The following is an 18327-nucleotide window of genomic DNA, read 5'->3' as shown; positions in this document are numbered from 1 at the left end:
TCCGCGATATCATAGAGGATGATCGGTCATGGCAGCAGAGATGGCAGCAGAGAAGGTCGCACTCGTGACCGCCGGCGGCAGCGGCATGGGGGCAGGGGCTGCGCGCCGGCTCGCAGCCGACGGCTTTCGCGTCGCGATCCTGTCCTCCTCCGGCAAGGGCGAGGCGCTGGCAGCCGAGCTCGGCGGATTGGGGGTCACCGGTTCCAACAAGTCGAACGAGGATCTGAAGCGGCTTGTCGACGGCGCTATGGCCAAATGGGGACGCATCGACGTGCTCGTCAACAGCGCGGGCCACGGGCCCCGGGCGCCGATCACGGAGATCACCGACGAGCAATGGCACACCGGCCTTGACACCTATCTGCTCAACGTGATCCGTCCGACCCGGCTGGTGATGCCATACATGCAAACGCAAAAGGGCGGCGCCATCATCAACATCTCGACCGCCTGGGCATTCGAGCCGAGCGCGATGTTTCCGACCTCTGCGGTGTTCCGCGCTGGCCTTGCCGCCTTCACCAAGATCTTCACCGACACCCATGCCGCCGAGAACATCCGCATGAACAATGTGCTGCCGGGCTGGATCGACAGCCTGCCAGAGCTAGATGCACGCCGCGACAGCGTGCCGATGCGGCGCTACGGCAAGGTCGAGGAGATCGCCGCGACGATCTCGTTCCTGGCGTCCGACGGCGCGGCCTACATCACGGGACAGAACATCCGCGTTGACGGCGGACTGACGCGTTCGGTCTGAGAGGCGGGGATTCGAATCGCGTCGCGCGGGGTGTCGCGATGCGACAGTGGTGTGCGTGGCCCGCCGCTGCCGCAGGGTGATGCGTGGCTCTCGAGTCACACCCGTCACGCGTTCGCGCGCCGCACGGCTCACACTACGTCACAGTCTCTATGAACTTCGCCGCAGCCCAAGACGGCGAGGGACCGGCAGCCTATGCCCGAACTGCGCCGGACAACTTCCGCCCGCGCGCGTTCGAAACGCGAGATCAATCGCGTGGGGTAAGGAGACCGGAATGAAGAAGTTTTTGCTGGCGGTTGCCGCGGTTGTCTTGGGCTCCGCATCCGTGCAGGCGGCCGACCTCGCGGCGCACTACACCAAGGCGCCGATGATGGCGACGGCCTACAACTGGACCGGCTTTTACGTCGGCGGCAATGTCGGCGGGCAGTGGGGCAGTGCCGATCCGGCCACCTCGACCGCGTTCGCTCCCGCCGGCTATTTCGCGGACACCAGTGTTACTGCGATCGCGGCAGTCGGCGCCCAGCGGGTCAACAGCTCCAGCGTCACCGGCGGTTTTACCGCCGGCCACAACTGGCAGGTCAACAACGCCGTGTTGGGCCTCGAAGGTGACGTCAACTATTTCGGCTTCAAGGGCAGTGCGACGGGTTCGGCGCTCTATCCCTGCTGCGCGCCGACCGGCTTCACCGTGTCGTCGTCGGTCTCGGCCGATTGGCTCGCCACCATCCGCGGCCGCATCGGTTTCCTCGCGGCTCCGACCTAGCTGCTCTATGCCACCGGCGGCGCGGCCATCGCCGAGGTGAAGGGCAATTTCAACTTCACCGACACGTTCGCCGCCGCGACCGAGTCGGCCGCGATCCGCGACACGCGGGTCGGCTGGACCGCAGGTGTGGGCACCGAATATGCCGTCGGCGGCGGCTGGTCGCTCAAGGCAGAATATCTCTACGTCGATCTCGGACGCAGCACCGTGACCAGCACCAATCTGCTTGGCGGCGCGTTTCCGGCCAACGTCTTCACCCATTCGGTCGATCTCAAATCGAACATCGCGCGCGTCGGCGTGAACTACAAGTTTGGCGGACCCGTCGTCGCCAGGTACTGAGCTTCATCCCGTTTCTGATCTGGCGTGGAAAGCCCCGGCTCAGCCGGGGCTTTCTGTTTTAAGGGATGTGTTCAGTGCGGGCCCATGAGCTTCGCCAGCGCGGGCAGGATCTTGTAGCGGGCGATCTCGTGCGGGTATTCGCCGCGATTTGCCAGCAACACGATGCCGATCCGCTGTGCGGGCACGAGGCCGATATAGCCGGAGGCGTTGTTGAGCCCACCCGGTTTGTCGACGACGGTGACGCCTGGACGACGCACCGTCTCCCAGGCCATTCCCTGTCCGAACTTCTCGTCGACGCGGAAGATCTCGTGCTGTGTCATCCGCAATGCCTCGCGCAAACGCGGGTCGATCGATCGGCCGTCGACGCAGGCGGCAACGAAGATCGAGAGATCCCGCGGCGAGGAAAACATCTGGCCCGTGCCGGGGAAATCAAAATAGCTCTGCTGGTTGCCGATGGGGCCGATCGCCATACCCTGATCCGAATAGCCCTGGACCGCGCGCTGCATCCAGGCCTCGTCCATGACGGCACGGCTGTCTTCGCCGCGTTCGGGCACGGAGGTCGCATTCATGCCGATCGGCCTGAGGATGCGTTGTTCGAGCAGGGTCGAGATCGGAGCGCCGCAACAGCGCTCGAGCACGAGCTGAAGCAGCACGTAGCCGGCGTGGCTGTAGATGCGCTGCTTGCCGGGCGCTTCGCCGGCTTGCGGTCTCCAGCTGTTGAACATCTCGATGAGCTGCGCGCGGGAAAAAGTGTCGCTCGGCCAGGGCGGATGGTCGGTCGGCAGCAGCATGCCTGAGGTGTGCGTGACGAGCTCGCCGACGGTGACGCGGCGGATATAGTCGCCGGTGAGCTCCGGGAGATATTTCACCAGACGATCGTCGAGCCGCAGCTCGCCGCGGAGGGTGCCGAGCGCGACCAGTGTCGCCTCGAACGGCTTGCGCAGGGAACCGAGGTTGAACAGCGTGTCCGGCGTGACCGGCCTTCGCGTGGCGTCGTCGGCAAAGCCGTAGTTGAAGAACTCGACATGGTTGCCGGCATAAAGCGCGGCGGCCAGACCGCCCGGCTGGTCCGGCGTTGCGGTCGGCGCCAGCTCGTTCGCGACGATGTCGCGCATCTGCGCGATCATGTCGGAATCCGCGGCGGCGCCGCGCGGCCAGGCAAGCGCGAGCGGAACGAACGCAGCCCGGGCCAGCGCCCGTCGGGTGAGGTACGATGAGGTGACAACAGACGGCACGGCTCTGGCGCAGGATTCGATGCGCCCCCGGTCTCTTGTAGCGGGAAGGACCGTGCCCCCCTATTCACGATCGCGCGTGGTGGGTTCCGTCTGCGGAGCCTTGCGACAGTCCGTAGCCTGGATGGAGCGAAGCGCAATCCGGGAAAGTGCCGCAGCCGAGCGAGCGGCCCCCGATTACGCTTCGCTTAATCCAGGCTACCAGTCGGCAAAATTAACTTAGCTAATTGGATAACAATGTTGACGCCGGATGGCGACAGTCCTATAGTTAGCCTCATGGCTAACCAATTATCCCAGCTCGATCAGGTTTTCGCGGCCCTTGCCGATCCCACCCGGCGGGCGATCGTGATGCGGCTCTGCGCAGGTGAGGCGTCGGTCGGCGAGCTTGCCGGTCCCTTCGAGATGGCGCTGCCGAGCTTCATGAAACACATCCATGTGCTGGAGATGAGCGGTCTCGTCCTGTCGGAGAAATCGGGGCGCGTGCGCACCTGCCGCCTCAGTCCTGACGCGCTCCTCACTGCGGAGGACTGGTTCCAGCATCAGCGCGCGATCTGGGAGGCGCGGCTTGATCGCTTCGAAGCGTATGTGATGAAGCTGAAGAAAGACAGGGCCGCTGCCAAGCGGCCGTCCAAGACAAGTAACAACACAGCCGGCAAGACAACCAAACGGAAAGGTTCCTGACGATGACGAATTCTGCCAATCCCGCCCTGTCGCAATGGTCGCTCGACCGCGAGATCGTGATGTCGCGCGTGATCGACGCGCCGCGCGATCTGGTGTTCGAAGCGTGGTCCGACCCAAAGCACCTGCCGCAATGGTTCGGGCCGAAGGGTTTCAAGCTCGAGACCTTCGAGATCGACGTGCGGGTCGGCGGCGTCTGGCGCTTCAACATGATCGGTCCCGACGGCACCGTCTACCCGAACCGCATGCGCTTTCGCCGCATCGAACGGCCGTCGCTGATGGAGATGGACCATGGCGCCGACCAGGACGAGGATCCCGGACTGTTCCGTTTCACAATCACCTTCGCCGAACAGAGTAACGGCAAGACGGTTCTGATGATGCGGCAGCTGGCGTCGAGCACGGCGCAGCGCGACGGCATGATCAGCTTCGGTGCCGTCGAATACGGCTACCAGACGCTCGACAAGCTTGCGGCCTATGTGTGTGGGATGAAGAGATAGGGCGAGCAGCCACCTTCCTCCTTCATGCCGAGGAGGCCGCGGAGCGGCCGCCTCGAAGCACGAGGACCATCGGTGAGGCCTTCATTCTTCAAGGCGCGCGCCCCTCAGGATGAGGGGCGCTTCATTCCTTCGCCTCGTCCGTGACGATGTCGCCGAGTTTCTGCCAGCGCTGGCCGTCGAACTGCACCATCTGGAACTGCTTGTTGACGCGGTAGTCGGTCGGCGTCGTCGTCACCGAGATGCCCGGCAGCGTCAGGTCGAGTGTGATGTTGTTCAGGCTGGCGGCCTGGCGCATCACGTTCTCGCGCGTGAGATCGTCGCCGCATTGCTTCAGCACCTGCACCAGCAGCTGCGCGGTGATATAGCCGTAGACGTTCAGGTTCGAATCCCTGTCGCCCTCCGGGTAGTATTGGGCCATGAAGGCGAGATATCGCTTCATGCCGGGATCGTCCTTCCATTCGGGGTCGGCCGAATCCTTGACATAACCGACGCTGACGACGCCCTTGGCGTTGTCGAGTCCGGCGGGTTTCAGCACCGCGCTGACCGAGGAGGCGTTGATGTCGATGATGTGCAGCGGCTTCCAGCCGATCTCGGCAACCTTCTTGATCGCCTGCGCGGCCTGTTTCGGCGTCGTGGCGCTGAACAGCACGTCGGCACCTGCATCCTTCAACCGCAGGATCTGCGAATCGATGGTCGGCTCGGTGATCTCGTAGGACGTCTCGGCGACGATCAGCTTCGACTTGTCACCGAGACCTGCTTTGAAGCCGGCGAGGTAGTCCTTGCCGAGATCGTCGTTCTGATAGAGCACGCCGACCTTGGCGTCCGGATGGTTCTTCAGAATATATTGCGCGTAGATCCGGCCTTCGACGAGGTAGGAGGGGTTGAAGCCCATGGTCCAGGGGAAGTTCTTCGGATCGGTGAAACGCGCCGCGCCCGTTGCCGCGAAGAGCTGCGGGACCTTCTTGGCGTTAAGATATTTTTGCACGGCGACATTCGGCGCCGTGCCGATGATCTGGAAGGTCAGCAGCACCTCGTCGCTTTCGACCAGCTTGCGGGTCTGCTCAACCGTCTTCGGAGGCGAATAGGCATCGTCATACTGGATCAGATTGACCTTGCGGCCGTTGACGCCGCCCTGGTCGTTGATCATCTTCATGTAGGCGGCCTGGGTCTTGCCGATGACGGCATAGGCCGAGGCCGGCCCGCTGAGCGGGACGGTCTGGCCGACCTTGATCTCGGTGTCGGAAGCGCCGGGATCGTATTTCTTCTGCGCCTGTGCCCCCGGGATCGATAGCGCGAGAGCGATCGCGGCTGCCGCGACATGTTTGAGACGTAGTTTTTTCATTCCCATTCCCCGTTCGTGACTGTCACTCGCCCTTGAGGCCGGCCTCGCGGATCAGCCCGGTCCAATTTTTTGTTTCGTTGTCGATGAACTGGCCGAATTCGGCCGCGGTGCCGGCGCGCACTTCGAGGCCTTGGGCGGTCAGCTTGTCCTTGATCGCCGGCTCGGCCAGCGCGCGCAGCACTTCGGCCTGCAGCTTGTCGATGATGGCGCGCGGCGTCGTCGAAGGCGCCATGAAGCCGTACCAGCCGGCCGCAGCCACGTTGGGAAAACCCTGCTCGCGCAAGGTCGGCGCCTGCGGATAGAGCGCGCTGCGTTCGGCCGATGCAACGCCGAGCACAATGAACTTGCCGCTCTGGATGTAAGGCAGTGCGGTCGGCAGCGCCGTCAGCGTGGCGTCGACGCGGCCGGCGAGCAGCTCGGTGTAGGACGCGGCATCGCCACGGAAGGGGATGTTGAGCCCCTTGACACCGGCATCCCTGAACAGGAGTTCGCCGGCAAGATGTGGCTGCGAGCCGGCACCGGGCGAGGCGAAGGTCAGGCCATCCGGCTTCGATTTGCCGTAGGCGATCAATTCGGGAAGCGTCTTGAACGGCGCGTCCGCGCTGATGATCAGGAACAGCGGCGCGATCACCGCCATCGCGACCGGCTGCAGGTCCTTGCGCTCATAGGTCAGCTTGCCGAACAGCGCTTCGGCGGTGGCGTAGGGGGCCGCGACATAGAGAAGTGTGTAGCCATCGCCCGGCGCATGCGCGACCGTGTCGTTGGCGATGCGCGTGCCGGCGCCCGGCTTGTTTTCGACGATAAACTGCTGGTGCAGGTTGCGGCCGAACTCTTCGGCCAGCAGCCGCAGCGAGATGTCGTTGGAGCCGCCGGGCCCGTAAGGCGAGATCAGCCGCACCATACGCGACGGCCAGGCGTCCTCAGCGCGTGCAGTAAATGGAAGTCCGGATAGCGAAAGGGCGAGGGTGCCCAAAAATGTTCGCCGTGTGACGGTCATGGTGGCCTCCCGGTGGCGGAGCGCCGATTGCCTTGTTCATCGCTTGGCGCTCTTCTTGTTTTGCTTTTGTGTTTCGGTGGGCGGCGCCGCCCCAATCATGGTGCGGATGCTGTCGGCAAGGGCGGCAATGCGCGGGCCGATCTCGCCCTCCAGCTGGCCGGGCTGGAGCCGGAATGCGGGAATGCCGCAATTGATCGAAAAGGCCTGCTTCGCCTCACGCGCATGAAACAGCGGCGCCGCGACCGCATGGATCGAGGCGATGTACTCGCCGAAGCACGTGCAAAACCCGCGGCTGGCGCATTGTGCGAGGCCGGCGCGGTAGGCCTCGCGGAAGGCCGACCACAGCTCAGTATCCTCGCTTGCAATGCGCTCTTCGAGCTGCGCGGCATCGGCCTGCGGCAAGGTCGCCGCCGCGGCACGGCCCATTGCCGTCATCACCACGGAAATGGGCATGCCGATGTCGGGGACGTGCGGGCCGACGTCGCCGGAGCGCGCGGTCTCGACATAGATCATGGAGGTCGCATCGAGCAGGCCGATCGAGACCGTGCCGCGCACGCTTTGTGCCAGCTCCTGCATCATCGGACGCGCGACCTGGCGGAACTGCATGTCAGCGAGCAGCGGATGCGCCATGCGAAGTGCACGCGCGCCGACGCGATATTTGGCGCGTTCGGAATCGTAGCGGAGGTAGCCGAGCTCGGCGAGCGTATGAGTCAGTCGCGCCACAGTCGGACGCGGAATCCCGGTCAGCGTCGACAGGTCCATGTTGCCGAGCTGCGTCGCCCCCGCCTTGAACGCTTCGAGCACCACGAGACCTTTTGCCAGCGTCGTCGCGAACGCAGCGTCATCGACGCTGTCCGCCAGCACGGCGGCGGCGGACGAGGAGGCGCGGATCGGTTTGGACGCGGTTCTGACCATGCGGGCTTAATGAACCCGGTCTCGCCCGTTGTCCAATAGATTCAGAAAATGTGCCGTTATGTCCACTATTCGGACACGGCGCGGCTTTGCCGGCGGGGATAAAATGTGCGCGAAGGGCTCCGCCGCGCACAGATTTTCGTCGCGATTCCGTGGCTTGTTGTGACAGGTTTATTACGACTGAATGTCATATCGATTACATCGGAGCGATTCATGTTGCAGTGGCAGGCGCGGACGAATCCCCTCGCGTGGTGGTGGGGGTCCCTGACGCTGGTCAGTGCTGCCAACATTCTCGTCTGGTTCATGCTGTACCGCGCGTTCTCCCCGACGCCCTCCGGCAGCCTCAGTAGTGGCTCCGACATCGGGCTGATGTTCCTGCTCTGCGCCGGCTATGTCTTCGGCTGCGCCTTCCGTTCCTTCCTGCCGCGCGCCGACGTGCAGCGCATCTGCCTGTTCGACACCTGGCTCTCCAGCGTCTTCGTCGGCCGCACGGTCGCGACCGTGGCCGAACTGTGCTTCGCCGCGCAATGGGCGGTCATCCTGCATCAACTCGGGACCATGACGGGCGCCGAGACGGTCGTGAACATCGCGTGGGTGATCGTGCCGCTCATCATCATCGCGGAGTGCTTCTCCTGGTATGCGGTGGTGACGACCAACTTCCTCTTCAACGCAATCGAGAACTCGCTTTGGGCCGTGACATTCTTCCTCGCGGGCATCGCGCTGTGCCGGCTGATGCCGGAATTCCAGGGGCCGGTGCGGTGGGCGCTGATTGCCGGCATCGTCGGCATCGCCTGCTTCCTGGCCTTCCTCGTTACCGTCGACGTGCCGATGTATCTCAGCCGCTGGCGGGCAGGGCATGAAGAGGGCAACAGGTTGCTCGGCTTCCTCGAAGGCTTGCATGACGTTTCGACCCGCTGGGTCGTGACCCACGACATCGCGCACTGGAAGGGCGAGCTGACCTGGATGTTCCTGTATTTCACCGTCGCCGTGTGGTCGAGCCTCGCGCTCTGTGCGCTCTACGCGATGGAAGGCTATCTCACGCGCTATCTGGCCTGAGCGATCAGGCCTCGCCGAGATCGACCTCCGTCAAGATGCCTTGGCGCAGCGCCAGCCGGACCAGCTCGATGTCGGAGCCGACACCGAGCTTGTCCTTGATCAGAGAATGCAGGTTCGCCACCGTCTTGGGGCTGACGTGGAGTGTCTCCGCGATCTCCTCTGTCGTGTTCTCGGCGAGCAGCAGCCGCAGCACCTCGAACTCACGCGGCGTGAGGACGTCGGCGGCAGAACTTTCCCCGGCCAGCCGGCTCAGCGCGAGCTCATGGTCGATGTCGGGGCTGATCGCGATCTTGCCGGCGAGCACGTCCATCACGGCGCGCACCAGCGTCTCCGGGGGACTGGTCTTGGTGACGTAGCCTCTGGCGCCGGCGCGGATTGCCTGCACGGCAAAGCCGGCATTCTCGTGCATGGTGAAGACGAGGATCCTCGCGCCCTTGTCCCATTGCCTGATGCGCCTGACCGCCTCGATGCCGCCGATGCCGGGCATGCTCAGATCCATGATGACGAGGTCGGGCGCCTCCGATTTGTAGAGACGGTAGGCCTCCGCGCCGTCGGCGGCTTCGGCGATGACGCGTAGTCCCGGCTGCTTCTGGAGCACGGAGCGGTAGCCCTCGCGGACGACGGAATGGTCGTCGACCAGCAGAATGGTAGCGTCGGCCGCGCTCATGCGGCGTGCTCCAGCGGCGGCCGATCGGCGGCTGCGAGCGGAATGACTACGCGCAGTGCGGAGCCGCCGTTCGGCGCAGCCTCGAAGCTCAATTGGCCGCGCAAAGCCGCGACGCGCTCGCGCATGCCGAGCAGGCCCATTCCCGATTTCGCGACGGAATCGGTCGCGCGTCCGTCATCGTCGATCGCAAGCGCGATCTCGCTCGCCCCCATCGTCAATTCCAGGCTGACTCGTGTGGCGACGGCATGCTTGGCGGCATTGGTGAGCGCCTCCTGCACGATCCGGTAGAGGCTGGCGCTGATCGTGGCCGGCAGGGTCTCGAATGCGCCGTCGAACCGGATCGAGAAGCGCGTCTCGCCGCGGCTGCGCCCGTTCCAGCCCGCGACGAGGCCTTCGAGGCTGGCAACGAGCCCGAGCTCCTCGACATCGGGTGGCCGCAGCCGGAACAGTGTGCCGCGCAACGTCTCCATCATGCCGGTTGCGGTCCGCGCGATGCCGTCGCATTCGCCAAGCAGGGAGGGACACTCTTGTGCGGCGGTCTGGCGGGCGGAGGAGGCGAGCGCGCGGATGGCGGCGAGCGATTGGCCGAACTCGTCATGCAGCTCGCGCGCGAGATGGCGGCGCTCCTCGTCCTGGAGCGCAATCAGCCTCCGCGTCAGCTCGCTGCGTTCGGCAAGCGCGGTCTCGAGGCTTTCGGCGAGATGGTTGAAGCCGTCGCGGATCGCGGAGAGCTCGGCGAGGTCGAACGGCGGCAGCCGCGTGGTGAGGTCGTTGGCGGCAATCCGCTCGAGGCCGGTGCGGATCATGCGGGTGGGGCGCAGCGCGCGTGCCAGCGCGGCGTAGACCAGCGCGCAGAGCAGCGGCAGCGCGATCGCGAGCGCGAGCATCAGGCGGCCGGCCTCGTGCCAGGCTTCCGCGGTCTGCACGGCCGGCTCGACCGAGACCACGGCCTCGCCGAGCTTCGTCCCGCGCACGATTACCGGCCGTGCGGCTTCTCGGCCGGGGTCGAACAAGCCGCGATAGAAGGCCGTGAAGGCTTGCGGCGGCGGGTTCGCCGGAACGGGCGCGCCGCTGCAGAAGCGCTGGAGGACGTCGCCGCTGGTGCCGCGGAACGCCAGGCACAGGCCGGGCGTCATCACATAAGCCGAAACGGGGTCGAGGTTGGGAAAGTCCGAGCGCGGGCTCGCGACCCACTGGATCTTGCCCTGCTGCAGCTCCAGCGTCTTGGCCACGATGGCGGCGATATCGTCGAGGCGCGCATGCGCCGCGCGGTCGGCCGTAATCAGGAAATAGGCGGAGATGGCGGCGAAGCAGGCGGCCGATATCGCGGCCACGCGCAACGTCAGACGGACTTTGAGATCGAACCTCGGGCGGTTCCACATCGGCAGGCACCTGGTGCGAACGGGTTTGTCGCGTCCGCATTAAACGGCAGAACGCATCCGGCGCAAAGCCGCCAGGCGCCAGTGCGGTGCACCGTCGTGAAATTTTCCCGGCCATCGGCGGGACCGGCGCCGCTGCATGGCCTGATTGCGCCGTCCAGATTGGCGCGCCGCTCCGTTATACGAGGCACATTATGCACCTGCGCCGGTTGATCCTCTCAGTCTGTCTCCTCGTCGTCCTTCCGGTGTCTTATGCGCTGGCCGGCGCCGAGACCGCCATCGGCATCGCCATGGACGATTTCAGTTATACCGATACGTCAGCAGAGCCCGCCAACCAGACCGCCGCCCACGAGCGACGGCTGGCGGCCTTCATGGCCGCGCTCCGGCAAGATATCGGCGGAGATCGGCGCTACCGGCTCGTGTCGTCGGCCCAGGACGGCGCGGCGTTCAAGGTGATCGGCGGCATCCAGAAGACGAGCACGCTGGTGCAATGGGCCAAGATCGCCGTGATCGACGTCGGCGGCAGGAAGGTCGTGATGGACAAGCTCTACACCTTCCGGGGCGACAATGATGAATCATGGGAGCGCGCCGAGATCTTCGTGTCGCGCGAGATCATGGCCGCACTCGCCACGCCTGCGCCGATTGCCATGGCCGTCTTCGATTTCGAGCTAGAGGATACGACCGCCGCTTCGGCTGGCGCGTCGGCCACATCGGATGCGTCATATCTGGCCGAGGTCACCGGCAGCGTGCGCGAGGCGCTGGGTCAATCCGGCCGTTACCGCATCGTCGATGTCGGCGGCCAGGCGCTGAAGGCGCGTGCGTTGCGCGACTGCGACGGCTGCGAGGCGGCGATTGCGCAGAAGCTCGGCGCGGACCAGTCGCTGATCGGCGTGGTGCGGCGGGTCAGCCGCACCGAATACACGCTGGGCTTCCAGGTGCGCGACGCCAGGACCGGCGCGGTGCTCGCACGCGGCGACAGCGGCCTGCGCCTGGGCGCGGACTATTCGTGGAAACGGGGCGCGGTGCGGCTGGTCAGCGACCGGTTGATCGAGAACCAATAGCAGCGGTCCTCGCTCAGAACGTCAGCTGCACCTTCATCGACTGCGAGCGATCGCTGGCGAGCTCGAACGCTGCGACCGCGTTCTCGAACGGCATGGTCGCCGTGATCAGCGGCTTCACGTCGATCAGGCCGTCACCCATCAGCCGCACCGCCAGCTCGAACTCGGGATCGAAGCGGAAGGTGCCGCGCAGCCGCAATTCCTTGGCGACGATGGAGTTGATCGGCAGCGTCATCTCGCCGCCGAGACCGAGCTGCACCAGTATGGCACCGGGCCTGAGCACGTCGAGCGCGGTGCGCAGTGCGGCCTGGTTGCCCGAGGCCTCGAACAGCGTATCGAACACACCTTTACCGGTCCGCCAGGGATCGAGCGCCGTGGCATCGGCCGCGACATTGATGGCGTGACTGGCCCCGAGCTTCCTGGCGACCGCAAGTGGCGCGTCGGCAACATCTGTCACGACGATCTCGGCGGCGCCGCCGAAGCGTGAGACCAAAATCATCAGCGCGCCGATCGGGCCGCAGCCGGTGATCAGCACGCGCTTGCCGAGCAGGGGCCCGGCCTGCTTGCCGGCATGCAGGCACACCGCGAGCGGTTCAGCGACCGCGGCTTCCGCCAGCGACAGCTTGTCGGCGATCGGAACCGCCTGCGCCGCATCGACCGTGATGAATTCGCGAAAGCCGCCCTGCACATGGGGAAAGCGCATCGCGCTGCCGAGGAAGCGCATGTCGAGGCACTGGTTGCGCATACCCTCCTGGCAATGCAGGCACTGGCCGCACGGCTTGCTCGGATTGACCGCGACGCGGGTGCCCGGCTTCACGTTCGCGACGCCGTCACCGATGGCTGCGACCACGCCGGCGATCTCGTGCCCGAGGGCCATCGGCTGCTGGATGCGCACGACACCGAAGCCGCCGTGATGATAGTAGTGCAGATCGGACCCGCAGATGCCGCCGTTCGCGATCTTGACGCGGACTTCACCCGGACCGGGCGCTGCATCCGGATAGCTATCGATCCGCAGATCTTTCGGTGCGTGAATGACGACGGCGCGCATGGTTGGCTCCCTCAGCGTTTCGCGGCTCACATCGCAGCGATCATGCCGCCATCGACATAGATGATCTGGCCGTTGACATAGGTCGAGGCATCCGACGCCAGGAAGATCGCTGCGCCCACCAGCTCGTCCGGTCGGCCCCAGCGCTTGGAGGGGACGCGGCCCATCAGCCAATTGTCGAAATCGGTGTTGTTGACCAGCGCCTCGTTCATGTCGGTCAACATGTAGCCGGGGCCGATCGCGTTGGCCTGGATGCCGTGCTGGGCCCATTCCACCGCCATCGAGCGGGTCAGGTTCTTGATACCGCCCTTGGCAGCGGTGTAGGGCGCAATCGTGGGACGCGCGAGCTCGCTGCCGAGCGAGCCGATATTGATGATCTTGCCGTGCTTGCGCGGGATCATGCGCTTGGCCGCCTCGCGGCCGATCACGAAGGCGCTGGTGAGGTTGGTCTCGATCACCTTGCGCCACTCGTCGGTGGTGAACTCCACCAGCGGCTTGCGGTGCTGGATGCCGGCATTGTTGACGAGGATGTCGACGGCGATGCCCTTGTTGTCGAAGTCGTTGAAGGCGGCGACGATCGCGGGCTCGTCGGTGACGTTGAAAGCGGCGCCTTCGGCCTGGTGGCCGGCGGCGCGAAACTCGGCGACGGCCTGCTCGACGCGCTTGGGATCGACGCCGTTGATGATCAGCCTGGCGCCGGCCTTGGCCATGCCTTCGGCGATGGCGCGGCCGAGGCCGCGGGAGGAGCCGGTCACGAGCGCGGTGCGGCCGGAAAGGTCGAAGAGGGCGGTGCTCATCTCAAAAGATCCTCAGATGTTGGAACGGCGCACGGTCAAATCGGAGCGGTCGAATACGGCGGGCAGAAGGTCGACGCCCAGCCCGGGGCCTTCCATCGGATAGACAAAACCGTCCTTGATCGTGGGCATGGTGGTCACGAGCTCATTGTACCAGCCCTTGTAGAAGGCGCGCACCGATTCCTGGATCAGCGTGTTGGGCTGGCTGAACGACATGTGGATGGCGGCGATGAAGCCGATCGGGCCGATGCAGTCGTGCGGCGCGAAGGGCCGGTGATAGGTCTCGGCCATCGCCGCGATCTTGCGGCCTTCCGTGAGGCCGCCGGTCCAGCACAGATCCGCCATCACCACGTGCATGGCGTCGCGGTCGAGCATGTCCTTGTAGGGAAAGCGCGAGCCGAGCGTCTCGCTGGCGCAGACCCAGACGTCGGTGCAGCGGGCGTATTCGGCCAGCGCCTGCGGCGAGTTCATCCGGATCGGGTCTTCGTACCAGGTTGGCTTGTAGGGCTCGAGCGCGCGCGCGATCTGTTTGGCGGTCGGCAGGTTCCAGAGCGAGTGAAGCTCGACCATGATCTCCATCTTGTCGCCGACCGCTTTTCGGATCTTCTCGAACGGCTCGATCGCCTGCTTCATCTGCGCGGCGGAGATGTAGAGACCCTTGTTCTCCTGCGCCGCGGGATCGAACGGCCAGATCTTCATGGCGGAGATGCCGCTCTCCAGCAGGTTTTCGGCGAGCGCATCGGCGTTGTTCATGAAGCCATCGAGGTCTTCGTAGGGCCCCTTGGAGCCACCGAGATTCCAATTCGCGACCGGGCTGATATTGGTGGAGCGGACATATTGGGTGCCGGCGCAGGTGTTGTAGATGCGCTGCTTGTCGCGGCAGAGGCCGCCGAGCATTTGGTGTACCGGCTGATTGCAGACCTTGCCGAACAGGTCCCACAGCGCGATGTCGATTGCCGAAGCCGCGCGATATTCGACGCCGGTGGACGACTGCGCCATCGGCAGATTCAGCATGTCGCGATGGATCGCCTCGATATGCAGCGGATTGCGGCCGAGCAGGCGGCCGGCAAAGGTGTCGTGGATCTGGGCTTCAACTGCGCCGGCGCCGTAAAAGGTTTCGCCGAGACCGATCATGCCCGTGTCGGTGTGGACGCGCACCCAGATGACGTTGGAGAATTCTTCGGTGCGCAGCGTCTCGATCGACGTGATCTTCACGGCAATACTCCTCCCATCGCAGGCGCGCGCAGCGCCGTCTTGTTGTCATTCTGCACCGCAGCATGGTGCGGGCACGCGCGGAGTCTTACGCTCGCTTGTAATATATCACAACATGTTTTAGGGATATCACCAACTAGGCGCCGCTCTGCAACGACGGCGCGGGCTGAGGGGAGAGACGACATGGCAACGCGCAAGCGCGCGCTCGAGGTGGTGAGGAACGACGACGGCGAGGGCAAGCCCTCCCGGCGCAACCGTCTCAACTTCTTCGAGCTCGCTTATCAGAGGATCGAAGAGCTGCTCGTCCATTGCGAGCTCAAGCCCGGCCAGTTCATGACGATGCTGGAATTGCAGCACATCACCGGGTTCGGCCGTACGCCGGTGCATCACGCCGTCAATCGTCTCTCCGCCGATACATTGATCATCATCCGTCCGCGCCACGGTCTGCGCATTGCGCCGATCGATCTGGCACGCGAACGCATGCTGCTGGCCTTGCGCCGCGACATGGAGCGCTTCGTGATCCGGCTTGCGGCCGATCGCGCCAGCCTCTCGCACCGCAATCAGGCGCTGCACATCGAGCGACTTTTGCGCGAGCGCCGCGCCAGTCTGACCCTCGACGAGTTCAATCATATCGACCGCCGCATCGACGCGCTGGTGCTGGAGGCGGCAGGCGAACCGTTTCTGGTGCACACGCTGCGCCCGTTGCACACGCTGTACCGGCGCATCGGCTACATCCACCACCGGTTCATGCCGGGACAGGCCGAGCTGTCAGGAACAATCGATCATCATCTGGCTATTCTTAATGCGGTTGCCAATCGTCGTGTCGAGGACGCGGTGAAGGCGAGCGATGCACTGATCGACTACATGGGCGAGATGTTCACCGGCATGGAGGTCGGGATCGACCCGCGCCTGCTCGATTGCAGCATCGAGCCGCTGCTTGGCACGTAAGAGAGTTTTGAAGAGAGGACCAAAGATGTCGACGATGGCGATGCCACAACCGACCGCGAGCGAAGCCGCGGTCCGCTATCTCATCACGAACTACAGTCCCAAGGGCAACAAGGTCGGCTGGCTGATGATGGCCTCGATCCTGGTCGAAGCGTGGGACCTCTATTCGATCGCCTTCGTGCTGATCTTCATCAAGGAGCAGTTCAATCCCGATCCGCTGATGCTGGGCCTGGCCGCGGCCGGTACGCAAGGCGGCGCCATGATCGGCGCACTGCTCGGCGGCTGGCTCTCCGACAAGATCGGCCGCCGCGTCATGTTCCTGGTGACGATGGTATTGTTCATCGTGCTGGCGCTGGCGCAGGCCTTCGTGCCCAGCGTCGGCTGGCTCGTCGTGATCCGCTTCCTGCTCGGCATTCCGCTCGGTTCGGACATCTCGACCGGCTACACCTACATCATGGAATCCATGGCCAAGGGTGAGCGCGAAGTCATGGGCAACCGCTGGCAGTTCATGTTCGCGGTCGGCGAGGTCCTGACGATCGGCGTCATCGTGATCTTCCTGCTGCTCGACATTCACCACGAGACGCTGTGGCGGGTGACGCTCGGCCTCGGCGCGCTGCCGGCGCTGATCATCCTGATCATGCGGCACGACGTGCCCGAGACGGCGGTGTGGCTGGTGCAGAAGGGACGCTACCGCGAGGCCAAGCAGGTGGCGCGCGAGATGTTCAACGACGATCTCGCCATGCTGCCGGACCATGACGTGGAGGTGCCCAAGGTCTCCACCCGCGCATTCCTCGCCGACCTCAAGAAGGATCCGATCCGCTGGCGCGCCACGATCTACGGCTGGATCGCCTGCTTCGCGCAAGCTAGCGAGTTCTCGACCTTCGCGTTCTATCTGCCGGTGCTCTTTGTGATGGTCGGCGTGTCGAGCGTGCTCGGCATCAATCTGGTGACGATGGCGCTGTTCTCCTTCGCCGCCGTATCGGGCTGGGTCGGTCCGCTGCTGACGCCGAAGATCGGCCATCGCGGTATTTCGATCGCGGGCTTCTCGATCGTGCTGGTCTCGCTGCTGGTCGCAGCCTTCGCGCTCTACACCGACAACAAGATCCTGCTGCCGTTCGCGGCTGCCGCGATGCTGTGGGGCCATTATTGGGATGCGTCGAACTGCATGACGATCCCGACTATGGTCGCCAAGCCGAAATATCGCGGCACCGCCAGCGGCTTCGCCTACATGTTCGTGAAGCTGCCGTCGTTCCTGGCGATCTTCCTGTTCCCGACGGTGTTCGCTGCGATCGGGCAGGCGAATGCGACGCTGATGGTCGCGATCTTCCCGCTGATCGGATTGCTCGCCGCGATCTTCATCCTGCCGGAAGTCTACGGCTACGAGAACGATTGATCTCGCAACTACCTGATCGTGGCAGCCAATGCCGCGATCAGGGCGGGCGGCGTCACCAGCAGTCCGAGCTTCAGGAACGGCCAGGCGCCGACTTCGATCTTCTCCCGCCGCAGCGCCACCAGCCACAGGATGGTGGCGAGCGAACCGGTCACCGACAGATTGGGCCCGAGGTCGACGCCGATCAGGATGGCGCTCAGGACAGGTGCGGGCAAATGATCGCCGGCGGCGACTGAGCCTGCAACGAGGCCGACGGGAAGATTGTTGGCGATGTTGTCGGCGATCGCGGTGGCGATGCCGACGCTCCAGGCCGCCTTCGTCACCGATTGACCGACGGCTTCGTGCAGCAGCGCGCTGAGCCGTCCGATCACGCCGGTCTTGATCAGCGCTTCCACCATCACGAACAGCCCGCCGACCAGCGGTAGCACGCTCCAGGAGACGCCGCGCAGCACGGGTAGCGGCGATTGCCGGCTGAGCAGCAGCACGATGGCGGCCGTCGCCACGCCGCAGACGAAGGTCGGCAGGCCCAATTGCTTGTCCAGCGCGGAGGCGGTGACCAGCACGATGCCGATCGCCACGATGCCGATGGCCGTCAGCTTGCCGCCGCGGCCGAGCTTTGGATGCGGCACGCTGCGCGCGATCGTCTCTTCCTTCAGGGCGCGGTGCTGGGTCAGCCGCAGCACGACATAGGTCAGCAGGATCGAGGCCGCCGAGGGCAGGGCGAACAGGCGCAGCCATTCGGTGAGCTCGGGCATATGCGCCCCGAACACGACGAGATTGGCCGGGTTGGAGATCGGCAACACGAAGCTTGCGGCGTTGGCGATGAATGCGCAGACGAAGAGATAAGGCAGCGGCTCGGCGCCGGCGGCGCGCGTCGCGGCATAGACGGCGGGCGTCAGCACGATCGCGGTGGCGTCGTTCGAGAGCAGGACGGTGACGAGCGTGCCGACGATATAGATCAGCAGGAACAGCCGCTGCGGCGAACCGCAGGCATATTCCACGGCGAGCGCCGCGAGATAGTCGAACAGGCCTTCGAGCCGCGCCAGCTCGGCGATCAGCATCATGCCAATCAGGAAGAGATAGACATCGACGCCTTTCTCGATGCCCGTGAGCGCATCCCGCCACGGCAGCAAGCCGAGCAGCACCAGTGCGCTGGCGCCAATGACAGCCCAGATCGCCTCCGGCAGGCGAAAGGGCCGGATGATGACGCCTGCGGTCGCGGCGACGATGATGCTCCAGGCCAGGATGGCGTCAGACGGCACGGTCGATCCTTGAGATGTGTCGG

17 protein-coding genes and 1 pseudogene are annotated in these 18327 nt (G+C 64.9%); 8 read left to right on the top strand and 10 right to left on the bottom strand.

The features are described from left to right. Positions 1-40 precede the first annotated feature (40 nt). Both N551_RS0113520 and N551_RS39660 read left to right on the top strand, forming a co-directional pair. Positions 41-745: an SDR family oxidoreductase gene (locus tag N551_RS0113520; protein WP_027567425.1), complete on the top strand. Its 705-nt coding sequence runs from the start codon at positions 41-43 to the stop codon at positions 743-745. A 271-nt stretch (positions 746-1016) separates the two neighbouring features. Then, positions 1017-1838 (top strand): annotated as a pseudogene (locus tag N551_RS39660) (outer membrane protein). Between the two features lie 71 nt (positions 1839-1909). Here the strand turns inward: N551_RS39660 and N551_RS0113510 are convergent. After that, entirely contained in the window at positions 1910-2965 is a 1056-nt protein-coding gene (locus tag N551_RS0113510) for a serine hydrolase (RefSeq protein WP_027567424.1), read from the bottom strand. A 381-nt stretch (positions 2966-3346) separates the two neighbouring features. Here N551_RS0113510 and N551_RS0113505 point away from each other — a divergent pair, with 381 nt between their 5' ends. Both N551_RS0113505 and N551_RS0113500 read left to right on the top strand, forming a co-directional pair. Continuing rightward, on the top strand, positions 3347-3751 hold the full coding sequence (locus tag N551_RS0113505; protein WP_027567423.1) for a helix-turn-helix transcriptional regulator: 405 nt from the start codon (positions 3347-3349) through the stop codon (positions 3749-3751). Positions 3752-3753: 2 nt separating this feature from the next. Then, a complete protein-coding gene (locus tag N551_RS0113500) occupies positions 3754-4245 on the top strand; it encodes an SRPBCC family protein (RefSeq protein ID WP_027567422.1) in 492 nt (163 codons plus the stop codon). A 121-nt stretch (positions 4246-4366) separates the two neighbouring features. On the opposite strand, the gene N551_RS0113495 is transcribed toward N551_RS0113500, so the two are convergent. From N551_RS0113495 to N551_RS0113485, 3 genes are read right to left on the bottom strand one after another with little or no spacing between them, the layout of a single operon-like run. Further along, the gene (locus tag N551_RS0113495) at positions 4367-5587 is read right to left on the bottom strand and encodes an ABC transporter substrate-binding protein (RefSeq protein WP_027567421.1); all 1221 of its coding nucleotides are present in this window, start codon (positions 5585-5587) and stop codon (positions 4367-4369) included. Between the two features lie 22 nt (positions 5588-5609). After that, on the bottom strand, positions 5610-6584 hold the full coding sequence (locus tag N551_RS0113490; RefSeq protein WP_027567420.1) for a tripartite tricarboxylate transporter substrate binding protein: 975 nt from the start codon (positions 6582-6584) through the stop codon (positions 5610-5612). 36 nt (positions 6585-6620) lie between these two features. After that, the gene (locus N551_RS0113485) at positions 6621-7499 is read right to left on the bottom strand and encodes an IclR family transcriptional regulator (protein ID WP_027567419.1); all 879 of its coding nucleotides are present in this window, start codon (positions 7497-7499) and stop codon (positions 6621-6623) included. A 210-nt stretch (positions 7500-7709) separates the two neighbouring features. Between N551_RS0113485 and N551_RS0113480 the strand changes: the two genes are divergently transcribed. Next, positions 7710-8552 (top strand): hypothetical protein, encoded by an 843-nt coding sequence (locus tag N551_RS0113480; RefSeq protein ID WP_027567418.1) that lies wholly within the window; start codon positions 7710-7712, stop codon positions 8550-8552. Positions 8553-8556: 4 nt separating this feature from the next. Here N551_RS0113480 and N551_RS0113475 read toward each other — a convergent pair whose 3' ends face one another. Both N551_RS0113475 and N551_RS0113470 read right to left on the bottom strand, forming a co-directional pair. After that, a complete protein-coding gene (locus N551_RS0113475) occupies positions 8557-9219 on the bottom strand; it encodes a response regulator transcription factor (RefSeq protein ID WP_027518509.1) in 663 nt (220 codons plus the stop codon). Then, positions 9216-10601 carry a HAMP domain-containing sensor histidine kinase gene (locus N551_RS0113470; RefSeq protein ID WP_027567417.1) on the bottom strand — a complete coding sequence of 462 codons (1386 nt, stop codon included), beginning with the start codon at positions 10599-10601 and terminating at the stop codon, positions 9216-9218. The genes N551_RS0113475 and N551_RS0113470 overlap by 4 nt, the downstream gene beginning before the upstream one ends. A gap of 191 nt (positions 10602-10792) precedes the next feature. On the opposite strand from N551_RS0113470, the gene N551_RS0113465 reads away from it, so the two are divergent. Continuing rightward, complete coding sequence (locus tag N551_RS0113465; protein WP_027567416.1) at positions 10793-11659, top strand: DUF3280 domain-containing protein; 867 nt, start codon at positions 10793-10795, stop codon at positions 11657-11659. A 13-nt stretch (positions 11660-11672) separates the two neighbouring features. On the opposite strand, the gene N551_RS0113460 is transcribed toward N551_RS0113465, so the two are convergent. The 3 genes from N551_RS0113460 to N551_RS0113450 are packed head-to-tail and all read right to left on the bottom strand — an operon-like array spanning position 11673 to position 14710. Then, positions 11673-12704: an L-idonate 5-dehydrogenase gene (locus tag N551_RS0113460; protein ID WP_027567415.1), complete on the bottom strand. Its 1032-nt coding sequence runs from the start codon at positions 12702-12704 to the stop codon at positions 11673-11675. Positions 12705-12730: 26 nt separating this feature from the next. Next, the gene (locus N551_RS0113455) at positions 12731-13498 is read right to left on the bottom strand and encodes an SDR family oxidoreductase (RefSeq protein ID WP_027567414.1); all 768 of its coding nucleotides are present in this window, start codon (positions 13496-13498) and stop codon (positions 12731-12733) included. A gap of 12 nt (positions 13499-13510) precedes the next feature. Further along, complete coding sequence (locus N551_RS0113450; RefSeq protein ID WP_027567413.1) at positions 13511-14710, bottom strand: mandelate racemase/muconate lactonizing enzyme family protein; 1200 nt, start codon at positions 14708-14710, stop codon at positions 13511-13513. Between the two features lie 180 nt (positions 14711-14890). Here N551_RS0113450 and N551_RS0113445 point away from each other — a divergent pair, with 180 nt between their 5' ends. Next, the gene (locus tag N551_RS0113445) at positions 14891-15655 is read left to right on the top strand and encodes a GntR family transcriptional regulator (protein WP_027567412.1); all 765 of its coding nucleotides are present in this window, start codon (positions 14891-14893) and stop codon (positions 15653-15655) included. A gap of 25 nt (positions 15656-15680) precedes the next feature. Beyond that, positions 15681-17045 carry an MFS transporter gene (locus tag N551_RS0113440; protein WP_027567411.1) on the top strand — a complete coding sequence of 455 codons (1365 nt, stop codon included), beginning with the start codon at positions 15681-15683 and terminating at the stop codon, positions 17043-17045. A gap of 8 nt (positions 17046-17053) precedes the next feature. Here the strand turns inward: N551_RS0113440 and N551_RS0113435 are convergent, their stop codons facing one another. Continuing rightward, on the bottom strand, positions 17054-18304 hold the full coding sequence (locus N551_RS0113435; RefSeq protein ID WP_027567410.1) for an arsenic transporter: 1251 nt from the start codon (positions 18302-18304) through the stop codon (positions 17054-17056). Between the last annotated feature and the right edge of the window lie 23 nt (positions 18305-18327).

Source organism: Bradyrhizobium sp. URHA0013 (genome assembly GCF_000518345.1).
GTDB lineage: Bacteria > Pseudomonadota > Alphaproteobacteria > Rhizobiales > Xanthobacteraceae > Bradyrhizobium.
Note: the sequence above shows the minus strand (reverse complement) of the source record. Positions and strands in the feature narration are given on the sequence as shown.